Genomic DNA, 9,919 nt, shown 5'->3' with positions numbered 1-9,919 from the left:
GGGGGCTCCTGGGGAGTTGGGTGACTTTCCAGGGGCCACAATACCCTATGCATGTCCAGATCGACAGTAACTACACGCTACAACTTGTTGTCTTAGATAGAAATAATGTGGGGATATCTCAGGGTCTGTCCCTGAAGTATCCCGCCGATGACGTGCCGGGAAAACCGCGCAGCGGGTTTTCCGGTCGCTGTCCATCGGCTTGTTAGCCTACTTCCGCCCTTCCAGAATCACCATAAGGGCTCGCGTGACTGATTCGAATAGGACGATTGTCACGCGCAAGAATGATTCGAGGAATGGCCCGTAAAAAGGGATTTTGCGCACCTGACGGAGGATGTCTGCCAGAAGTTCACGCTCACGAACTCGCGCCCGAAAGACGATTTCAGAAAGCAATTCAGCATCTGGATGTGCTTCGATTTCTTTATCGAGTTCCTGAATTCGCGCCCGATATTCTCGATGTTGTCTGAGAGCGGCGACGAGAGCCTTGTCTTTCGCGACAACTGGTACTATCTCTTCTTCAATTCTCTTCTGCTCTTCACGCAAAAATAGCGCAAGGCTCGCCTTCTTTACGAGGATTTCCATTTCCTCCTTGGTTCTTGTCAATTCATCTAGCTCGGAATGAGCTGCGACCTTTCGCGACTCAAGCTCCTCGACTTCCTTTGCGGCCTTGGCTGCCTCTTCGATGCTTTCCCATTCGATGTTCTTGACGTCTGCCCGTGAGAGTGGAGGCCGGATAAAGGCTACCAATCCGACAATGGACGCTAGTCCGCCAACGATCGCGGCGATTGAAAAGTACGTCTCCCGAGGAAGGACAGACAATTGAACTGCCAGCCACCCGAGAGGAAAGTACAAGATGCTAGTCAAAATTAGGGCGGCGATTAGGCGTCTGTTCATCAGCGCTTCCGAAGGCTAACGTTAGCCTCAGCCGCCGCCCAAAGCGCTGCGAGCGAAGCGAGCGGCACTTTGGGCGGTCGGCTGCAGGCTTTTGTTAGCGCTATTGCGAAGGTCGTGTATGATGGTGCTTATGCCACTTTCTTTCCGCACCAAGCTCTCCGATATTCATTTGGAGTAGTGGAATCTACAGGAAATAATAGTGATGGCGTCTTCCGACACCCCATATACGAGCCTATGCTCAGAATTGATCCTTCTTGACCAATACTCTGATAAATTCGCCTTCAGCGGTTCAGGCTTTCCCGTGCCTTCAAATGGAGTTCTTTTGATTTCTTTAATTAGGTAATTGACCTTTGTTAATAGCTTTCTATCATTGTTTTGAAACCACAGATAATCTACCCATGATTCTTCCGTGAAAATCAATTTCATTCTTCAATTAACTCTTTTTCCATACTTTTCCCTGTTTTTGCTTCCCTTATAGATTTGTATAAATGTTCGGCATTTACAGGATTTGATAATAAGTATAATGTTTCCTGCCATGAATTAAATTCATCCAGCGAAATAAGTACGGCCCTGTTGCCAATATCATTGCATAAAATTGTAGGTTCTACATTAGCTGTAACACGTTCAATCAAGCTATCGAGCATCTGACTGGCTTGATTAGTTGTTATTGCATCCATGGTATTTCCTCTCGATTGGTATGTTTTAATTTCTGCGGATGTGGGTTGTCGTACTGTTGACCAAATGTTGGTTTACGGGTAAATATCATTCCTATAGAGGACAAACTGTAAAAGTACCTTTTACTTCATTATCCAGCTTTGCATGTTCCGGACGGATATTTTTGATTTCTATACCAACCCTCTTTCCTTCGACCATTTTACATGATGAACTTGATGGTAATGGGTTACTCCGTTTGTTGTCGTAAAGCACAGTTGTAGCCACAGCGTATTTCCCCGCATTTTGGCAAACAACGACCTGGGCTTTTTCAGAGTCATAAAAGATATTTGGTTCATTTTGTTTGGTCACTGTCCACGGCTGAGCTTGGCGACATTCCTTCGGCGTAGACTGGATGTCAGCCGCGATTATTGCTCCTAAAGCTCCGATAATTGCACCTGTTACAACTCCCGCTGCTCCAACTATTGCTTGTTTCATGGAAATCGTTCTCCTTTATCGCGCTAACGCCGCAAATCAGCCGACACGTAAGGAGCGGTAGCGACTGTAGTGGTCGGCTGGATTTGCCCTATTAGCTGCCTTTTGCATTTTCTAGTACACCAGCCGCAATTGAAGACATTGCTAAATATCTTTTTGCCTCACCGGCTGATAGTGTAAACTCAGGTAAATGAGCTGCCTTGTTTCTTAAGGCTAATAGATTATCTATCAATGTCATGCTTTCTTCTGATAGTTGTTTACCAAGGTGTTTTCTTATTTGCTGAGGAAATGAGCCTGGAAATTGAATTTGTTTTTGTATTCCGGCATTTCTACCAGCAGTTTCAATCATTACCCATGCTTCCATTATTGCTGCCCTTGGGGATATTTCTGCAATTCTTTCAAGCTGCTCCTGTTTAGATATTATTGCTCTATCTTTTAATTCCGATCTCTTTATTTTCTCAGCCCGTACTTCAGCATTATTTAGTTCATTTTCAAATTTTGCTTCTGCATCCTTATATTTAAAGTATGACAGACGAGAAAACAAGCCATCAATATTCGACTTAAATAAGTATACTATCCATATGACCACCACAGGCCACACAAGAATCTTAATTAACTCTATAAAATTATCCATCGATCTGAATTTTGGTTTATGCAGCTAACTAAAAGTAGACCTCAAAAGCGACGTAAGAAAATACGTCGAAAGTGAGGTCTAATCTGCTTGCCTGTTCGCAAGTACCTGTATATATTACCAGTATATAGGACAAACCTGTCAGGTATTGACATGGGAAATACCCCCTCCGCTGGAACGTAGACCAAGCCCCGCCTGCTCGACCAGGTGCAGGACAAAATCCGTTTTCCCGCCCGTTTTCCCGCCCGTTTTCCTCGCATTTCACCTAAATTTACGCTCCGGTAGCGGCGGAGCGGGATACCGCCCGATCTTGAGGTTCCAGTAGGTCCATGAACGGGCGTCGAATACCCCCGGCGGGGCGTCGAGGATCGCCTCGGCCAGTTCCTCGTCGGAAACCTGCTGCCGCAAGGTCTGCACATCCTCATGAGTGCCGTAGGTCAGGACATGAGCGATGAAATGCACCGGCTCCCGGACTGCCTCTTCGGGTGATTTGAACCATACTGTGCGCCGTGCCACGCGCTCCAGCGCTTGGGTGAGTTGCAGGGGCTTCATCGGCCATTTTCCGGCCCTTTAGAGGCTGTCTAAAAACTAACACATTGATTTTAAATCGGTAGGCTGGGGTGAGGAACGAACCCCAGCTTCGGTTATTGCTGGGTTTTGGCCGTCCCTGGCCGCAACCCAGCCTACGGCCTATGGTCCTTTTTTAGACCGTCTCTTAGGCATCCATGGGCGCACCGGCTCAAGGCGTGGCAGTCGGGACAGATCGACAGCGGCCACGGCATGCACCAGCCTGTCTTTGGTCTCCTGCGGAATAGAGGATAGGTCTCCGTCGTGGAAGTAGCATAACGCCTTTAGCGTGAGTTGGGCATTGAACTGCCGCCCGCAAATCACGGACGCGGCGGCAAGGGCGCTCGGAAGATCAATAACACCTGCTTCGAGTATGGCGGCGATATCGAGGTAATCCTTGGCTTCGGCCCGGTGCGGAACCCTGGCAGCCTTCATGCCCGCAAGATCGACCAAGGCGGCGATTTTAAGACCATTGTCAGGGGCGCGCAGTGGTTCCGACACGCGGCCCAGGCTCGGCAGGCCAAAGAAAGACACTTGCACCGGCCCACCCCGATCCACAAGACAGGTCAGGGTGTCGGGTTTGCTCTGGAGCACTTCCGCGCCATCCAGAAACGGCAAGGAGGCATAAAGACGATCCGGCGCGAAAGAGGCGGTCGAGAAAAAATCGAAATCCAGGCTTGCGCGGTGGCCCAGCTGCAAGGCGACGGCGGTCCCACCGTAAAGCGTGAAGGCTTCCGGCACCTCGCTCAGCTCACCCCACAATCGGCGCTGTGAGGATGGCAGGATATCCAGACGTGGTTTAAACGCTTGCGCCATCTTTCATTTTGTATATAAAAAGCGCGTTTTCTTCGGCGACCAAACCCTGCGACAATATAGCCTTCAGCTTATCAGATATCCTTAGCTCGGATACCGGCACCAGCCGCGGGCGGGTTTGTCCCCGAAAAGTGCGATTTTCCCCCTTTTCCCGGCGGTTCGCCGTCTACGCCAATGATAGGATCAGATCGACGGTGATCTGCGTCATAGGCAACATCGGATTTCCTCCGTACCTTACCCGCCTTGATTCCGGGGACCTCGCTCAACGATCCTTGAAGCGGCATGCGGCCCGGCTGGAAACAGAGTAGCTTTTATGAGCACAGCAGCAAGCAACCCCCCAAGTCCGCAGGAACAGACCGACCCACCGTCCGGCGCACAACGGATCGGCGAGCATATCGTCGAGATCGTCAGCGATTCGGGCGAGGGGGCCCAGAAGGCCGGCCAGACCTTCGGGACCATCTGCGCCCGGATGGGCAACGGCGTCTGGACGGTGGAGATCATCCCCGCGGAGATCCAGCCGCCGGCCCGCTCGCCCGCGGGCGCGAGCGGGATCCGGATCCGCCTCGCCTCCCATGATGTCACCAATATGGGGGACGAGGCCGACACGGTGGTCGCCTTCAACGAGCAGGTGCTCTACTCGCGCATCGCCAACGGTGCCTACAAGCGGGGTACCGTGGTCCTGCTCGAAGACAAATGGCGCGACGACCCGGTCCCCGAGATCCGCGACCAGTACGCCAAGGCGGTTACCGAGTTTCGGAACAACGGCCTGATCGTCCACGAGCTACCCATCGAGCAGGCCTGCCTGGAGATCATGCCCAATCCCCGCCGGGGCAAGAACATGTTCGTGTTGGGCATGCTCTGCCACCTCTATTCGCGGGACGTCCAAAAGGCCAAGGACGAGATCGCCACTACTTTCAAGCGTAAGGACGCGGATGTCATCGCCCTGAATCATCGACTATTCGACGCCGGCCTGGCATTCGCCGCCGAGCACCTGGATGCCCGCTATGAGGTCTCGCCCCGCCCGGCGGAGGAGACCCGGGACAAGCGCTTCATCGTCACCAACGGCAATCAGGCCCTGGCGCTGGGGGTCATGGCCTCCGGGATGGAGCTGGTATCCATGTACCCCATCACCCCGGCCACCTCGGCATCGCACTATCTGGCCGATGTCTTCCACGAGGTCGGGGGCTTCGTCCACCAGGCCGAGGACGAGATCGCTGCCGTCGGTTTCGCCATCGGGTCCTCCTTTGCAGGAAAAACCGCCTGTACCATCACCTCCGGCCCCGGCCTGGCGCTCAAGACCGAGATGGTAGCACTCGCGGTCATGGCCGAGATCCCCCTGGTGTTGGCAGTGGTGCAGCGTGGCGGTCCCTCGACCGGCCTGCCGACCAAGGTCGAGCAGGGGGATCTGCTGGCTTCCCTGTACGGCGAGCCCGGCGACGCGCCCAAGGTCGTCATCGCCGCCGCCACCATCCAGGAATGCCTGCACTTCGTCATCATGGCGCGGCGTCTGGCCGAGGCCTTCCGCACCCCCGTGATCCTGCTCACCGACGCCAACCTGGCCACCGGCGTGCAGCCCTATCCCCGCCCGGAACCCACCCCCGACTGGCTGGCGCCGCCCATCGACCAGTCGGAATGGGACCAATCCGTACCGCCCTACGACTGGGACCCGGAGACGGGGCTCTCGCCGCGTCCTATCCCCGGTATGCCCGGCGGCCAATATATCCTCACCGGCTTGGCCCACACCAATTTCAGCAAGGTCGCCTACGACTCGGATTCCAACCAGCAGGGCTGCACCATGCGCAGCCGCAAGCTGGCGGCCCTGGCCAGCACCCTGAAGCCACCCCAGGTGTACGGCGACCCGGAAGGCGACCTGCTGCTGGTGGGCTGGGGCTCCACCCTGGGCGCCATCGAGGAGGCGGTGGACCGGGCGCGGGCCCAGGGACACCGGGTCTCATCGGTGCACCTGCGTTTCCTCTCTCCCCTGGAGCCGGGCCTGAAGGAGATCTTCGCCCGCTTCGGTCGGGTCATGACGGTGGAGATCAACTACAGCGATGCCCCCGACGCCCCGCTGATCACCGACGAGACCCGGCGCTACGCCCAGCTCGCCTGGGTCCTGCGGGCCCATACCCTGCTGGACATCGACTGCTGGTCCGTGGTCTACGGCCACCCCCTGCAACCGGGGATGATCCACAACGTGATCCTGCAACGCCTGGCGGCCCCGCAGGATACCGGGGACGTGGATGAAAGAGACGAAAAAGATGAAAAAGAGGGAGGAACCGACTGATGTTCGGACTCAAAGCGGACTGGTCCCTCGAAGTCTTCGAGCGCTACTTCACCATCGGCGACTACGCCGGCGGCGAGGCCCGCTGGTGTCCCGGCTGCGGCGACCACGGGGTGCTCACCGCGGCCCAACGGGTGCTGCGCGACGAGCAGCAGAAGCCCGAGCTGTCGGTGTGCGTATCCGGTATCGGCTGTTCCAGCCGCATGCCCCATTACCTGGGCACCTATGGCTTCCACGGCCTGCACGGGCGCGCCCTGCCCCTGGCCTGCGGTATCAAAGCCCGCCGCCCAGATCTGGACGTCTGGGTCGCCACCGGGGACGGGGATTGCTTCTCCATCGGCACCGCCCACTGGATCCACGCCCTGCGCTACAACATGGACATGACCCTGATGGTGTTCGACAACGCCATCTACGGCCTCACCAAGGCCCAGACCTCCCCCACCAGCCCGCTTGGCTTCAAGACCAACACCCACCCCTTCGGGGCCATCATCGACCCGCTCAATCCCTTGACCGTCACCTTAGGGGTTACCAATGTATCCTTCGTGGCCCAGGTCGTGGACTGGAACCCGCCCCTGCTCTACGAGACCCTCAAGGCCGCCTACCGCCACCGCGGGACCGGCTTCGTGCGCATCATCCAACGCTGCCCCGTGTACGCGGAACAGGTCTCGAAGGCCTTGCAGGGGGATCCGTCCGGGTTCCTGCTGCTCGAGCACGCGCAAGGCATACCGATCGACCCCAGCGCCCAGCGCCAGTTTCCCCAACGGCTGGAGCACGACCCCAGTGATCTGGCCCAGGCCTTCCGGCTCGCCGCGGACCCAGCACTGATCCCCGTGGGCCTCATCTATCACAACCCGGATGCCCCCTGTTACGAAGACCTGTCCAGCCAAGGAACCGACATGACACCCCAGGAACGGCTGGAGCGTTTCGACGGGGTCCTGGACCGGCTTACGATCTAGCGGGGCGAGGCTCAGCCTCGAACCAACTAGCGAGGCTTCGTCTCTGAGTGATGAGTGATGAGTGATGAGTGATGAGTGATGAGTGATGAATAACCTCGGCTTACCACTCACCACTCAACACTCACGGGAGAGGGTGATCGAAACAATTCCGGGTAATGGCTAATGTATAAGTGATAACATGACCAGCGGTACTGGCTACTATGTCCCCTCTCTCGCCGGGAGAGGGGTTGGGGAGAGGGGATCAAAAAGATGAATCGCTCTACTTTTTCACTTATAGGTTTACCACTACCCAATTCCGAACTCGAATTTTCTGTTTTTTAAAAATCGGATAACGTCTTTTCCGCCAATCGCCTAACCGATATGACCACCAACCAAACAGCAAGGGGACAACAGACCCAAATCCCCGGCTCGCAACCGGAGAGCATCCCGGCCCTGCCGACGGCGGTAAAAGACGCCAAGGCCACCCGGGAACTCATGTTCACCCTCCGCCACTTCCACCTCGGCGAGCCGACGGCAAAGGACCAACTCGAAGCGGCGCCCGATGATATCCTGCCGGCCCTGCTCGACCCGTTCCGCGACACCTCCAAGCTGCGCTACGACTACCCCCTGTTTCTGTTTCCACCCGACGCCGGGGACGGCCATCAGGATGCGGACGACTTGGAGCAACCCCTGGCGGAATGGTTCGCCCGGACCGTGCAGGGATTCGCCCCCGGTGACAACGAGGCGCGTATCCTCAAGGACCACCTGCACTGGCTCGAATACCACCTACGCCAAACCTTGCGGGAACGCGAGGGACCGGCGCCGGCAGCGCCCGTTCTGCGGCGGGCAGGGCTGGATCTGCAACACCGTTTGAACCTGGACCAGGCCAACCGCGAGCGCCTCCAAGAGGACCTGGATAAGCTGCGGGACGCGGCCGGCGCAGGTCGGATCATGGGCTATGGCCGCTACCCGGCCCTCCACCTGTTGATCCACGCCGTCCGCAGCCGGGTCATCCCACGCTTGACCCGGTTTCAGTCCCAGGTCGACCAATCTATCCGCGGCCTCCGGGCCCTGTTCGACGTGGAATGGGGTAAGTCCGACGAGGCCATCGAGCCGCGCCAGGCCCGCGACAGCGTCGGACCCGAGGGCGAGCGCTTCGACCCCGCCGCCCTCTCGGCGGTGATGGACCACTCCAAAGGCACCCAGGAAATGCCGCCGGAACGGCGCGCGCGGATCGAACGTGTCCTCGCGATCCTGGAGGCCTGGCAACCCGACCCGATCCGGGTTCGGTTCGTCCACCTGGGCGGTGTGGCGGGGCACTGGCTGTCCGAGAGCTACGACACCAAGGACCTAACCGACCCGGACCCCTGCGCCAAGGCCACGGAACTCTTCGACCGCGAGGCCGAAAAGCTCGCCGGCGCCTTTGCCGCCGTGCGCATCGCCCAGCTCGAGATCGAGGGCATCTACGACCCGGCGATCCACGACCCCTGGTTCGACAACTTCCAATGGGAGGCCTTCTCCCAGGAAGAGCTCCTGCTCGTACCCAGCATCATTGCCCTGGACGACGCGGATCGAGTCGCCAGCACCGGGCTCCACTCCTTCTCGCGCCTGCTGAGCTCGGGCCGCCCGGTGCAGATCATGATCCGCATCCAGGCCCACAACAACCCCGGTGCGCTGCCGGACGAGAACCCCTTCCAGGCCTTTCGCACCGAGCTCGGGTACCTGGGGATCAGCCACCGCCAGGCCGTCGTGACCCAGTCGTCCGCGGCCCGTCACCGCCACCTGATGCGCTGCTTCCTCGATGCCCTGGACGCCACCCACACCAGCCTGAACCTGATCACCATCGGTATCCGGTCCCCAGACCCGCTGGTTCGCCTCAACGCCTGGCTGGTGGCCGGGGCCGGCATCGAAGGGCGCGCCCACCCCTTCTTCCGCATCAATCCGGCGGCCGGAGACTTCGCGGCCACCCGCATGGATTTCAGCGAGAATCCCCAGGAGACCCGCGACTGGCCGGTACATCCCTTCCGCTACCGGGACGAGAACGGCAACGGCATCGAGGCCCAGCTGGCCTTCACCTTCGCCGACTACGCCCTCCTCGTCGAGCGCCTGCGCGACCACCTCCGGATCATCCCGCCGGGCTGCGACTCGTCCGCCCTGGTCCCGGTGGCCGATTATCTGGCCCTGTCCCTGGAAGAGGCCAACCGCCTGTTGCCCTTCGTCTGGGCCGTGGACGGCAACAACTTGCTGCATCGATTGGTCATCTCCAGGGAACTCATCCTCGCCTGTCGGGACCGGCTCAACTTCTGGCACACCCTGCAAGAGCTGGCCGGCGTGCGCAATCCCTATGTGGAACAGGCGATCGCGCGCACCCAGACCGAAGAGCAACAACAGGCCGCGGCCGAGCGCGAACGCCTCCAGGCCGAGCATGCCCTCGAGCTGGAACAGGTCCGCCAAGCCGCCGCCGGCGAGGCCATGCAACGGCTCACCGACATCCTGCTCGGGATGGATCTGACCAGCACCTCCGGTGGTGGGTCCATCCTAGCGAAACCGGCAAGCCCTCCGCCCGCGGAAGAAGAGACAGCCCCGCCCATAGAGGAAGACGACGGTGAAATCGGAGAGCCAATCACACCCGAGCCTGCTCTGAGCTTCGACGAA

At 58.3% G+C, this 9,919-nt stretch carries 10 protein-coding genes; 3 read left to right on the top strand and 7 right to left on the bottom strand.

Going from position 1 to position 9,919, the window contains the following annotated elements; all coding sequences use genetic code 11:
* Positions 1-207: 207 nt before the first annotated feature.
* From BQ17_RS09050 to BQ17_RS09025, 7 genes are all read right to left on the bottom strand, one after another.
* Entirely contained in the window at positions 208-891 is a 684-nt protein-coding gene (locus tag BQ17_RS09050; protein WP_089726322.1) for a hypothetical protein, read from the bottom strand.
* A gap of 165 nt (positions 892-1,056) precedes the next feature.
* A complete protein-coding gene (locus BQ17_RS09045) occupies positions 1,057-1,317 on the bottom strand; it encodes a Txe/YoeB family addiction module toxin (RefSeq protein WP_089726320.1) in 261 nt (86 codons plus the stop codon).
* The gene (locus tag BQ17_RS09040) at positions 1,314-1,568 is read right to left on the bottom strand and encodes a type II toxin-antitoxin system Phd/YefM family antitoxin (RefSeq protein WP_089726317.1); all 255 of its coding nucleotides are present in this window, start codon (positions 1,566-1,568) and stop codon (positions 1,314-1,316) included. The genes BQ17_RS09045 and BQ17_RS09040 overlap by 4 nt, the downstream gene beginning before the upstream one ends.
* A gap of 91 nt (positions 1,569-1,659) precedes the next feature.
* Positions 1,660-2,040 (bottom strand): hypothetical protein, encoded by a 381-nt coding sequence (locus BQ17_RS20565; RefSeq protein ID WP_141699191.1) that lies wholly within the window; start codon positions 2,038-2,040, stop codon positions 1,660-1,662.
* A gap of 91 nt (positions 2,041-2,131) precedes the next feature.
* Complete coding sequence (locus BQ17_RS20560; RefSeq protein ID WP_141699190.1) at positions 2,132-2,671, bottom strand: hypothetical protein; 540 nt, start codon at positions 2,669-2,671, stop codon at positions 2,132-2,134.
* A 258-nt stretch (positions 2,672-2,929) separates the two neighbouring features.
* Entirely contained in the window at positions 2,930-3,220 is a 291-nt protein-coding gene (locus tag BQ17_RS09030; RefSeq protein ID WP_089726313.1) for a hypothetical protein, read from the bottom strand.
* A gap of 138 nt (positions 3,221-3,358) precedes the next feature.
* Positions 3,359-4,051, bottom strand: coding sequence for a nucleotidyl transferase AbiEii/AbiGii toxin family protein (locus BQ17_RS09025; protein ID WP_089726311.1), 693 nt, complete (start codon positions 4,049-4,051; stop codon positions 3,359-3,361).
* 310 nt (positions 4,052-4,361) lie between these two features.
* Here BQ17_RS09025 and BQ17_RS09020 point away from each other — a divergent pair, with 310 nt between their 5' ends.
* From BQ17_RS09020 to BQ17_RS09010, 3 genes are all read left to right on the top strand, one after another.
* A complete protein-coding gene (locus BQ17_RS09020) occupies positions 4,362-6,332 on the top strand; it encodes a 2-oxoacid:acceptor oxidoreductase subunit alpha (RefSeq protein WP_089726309.1) in 1,971 nt (656 codons plus the stop codon).
* The gene (locus BQ17_RS09015; RefSeq protein ID WP_089726307.1) at positions 6,332-7,285 is read left to right on the top strand and encodes a thiamine pyrophosphate-dependent enzyme; all 954 of its coding nucleotides are present in this window, start codon (positions 6,332-6,334) and stop codon (positions 7,283-7,285) included. The genes BQ17_RS09020 and BQ17_RS09015 overlap by 1 nt, the downstream gene beginning before the upstream one ends.
* A gap of 360 nt (positions 7,286-7,645) precedes the next feature.
* Positions 7,646-9,919, top strand: a 2,274-nt coding sequence (locus BQ17_RS09010; RefSeq protein WP_089726305.1) for a hypothetical protein, incomplete at its 3' end; no start/stop codon positions are given.

This window comes from Candidatus Thiosymbion oneisti, assembly GCF_900092655.1.
GTDB classification, from domain to species: domain Bacteria; phylum Pseudomonadota; class Gammaproteobacteria; order Chromatiales; family Chromatiaceae; genus Thiosymbion; species Thiosymbion oneisti.
This window is presented reverse-complemented; position numbering and strand designations above follow the sequence as displayed.

What these genes read in the sequence shown, in the direction of transcription:
- BQ17_RS09050 (WP_089726322.1), bottom strand. Translation starts at nt 891, where the DNA reads ATGAACAGACGCCTAATCGCCGCCCTAATTTTGACTAGCATCTTGTAC.
- BQ17_RS09045 (WP_089726320.1), bottom strand. Translation starts at nt 1,317, where the DNA reads ATGAAATTGATTTTCACGGAAGAATCATGGGTAGATTATCTGTGGTTT.
- BQ17_RS09040 (WP_089726317.1), bottom strand. Translation starts at nt 1,568, where the DNA reads ATGGATGCAATAACAACTAATCAAGCCAGTCAGATGCTCGATAGCTTG.
- BQ17_RS20565 (WP_141699191.1), bottom strand. Translation starts at nt 2,040, where the DNA reads ATGAAACAAGCAATAGTTGGAGCAGCGGGAGTTGTAACAGGTGCAATT.
- BQ17_RS20560 (WP_141699190.1), bottom strand. Translation starts at nt 2,671, where the DNA reads ATGGATAATTTTATAGAGTTAATTAAGATTCTTGTGTGGCCTGTGGTG.
- BQ17_RS09030 (WP_089726313.1), bottom strand. Translation starts at nt 3,220, where the DNA reads ATGAAGCCCCTGCAACTCACCCAAGCGCTGGAGCGCGTGGCACGGCGC.
- BQ17_RS09025 (WP_089726311.1), bottom strand. Translation starts at nt 4,051, where the DNA reads ATGGCGCAAGCGTTTAAACCACGTCTGGATATCCTGCCATCCTCACAG.
- BQ17_RS09020 (WP_089726309.1), top strand. Translation starts at nt 4,362, where the DNA reads ATGAGCACAGCAGCAAGCAACCCCCCAAGTCCGCAGGAACAGACCGAC.
- BQ17_RS09015 (WP_089726307.1), top strand. Translation starts at nt 6,332, where the DNA reads ATGTTCGGACTCAAAGCGGACTGGTCCCTCGAAGTCTTCGAGCGCTAC.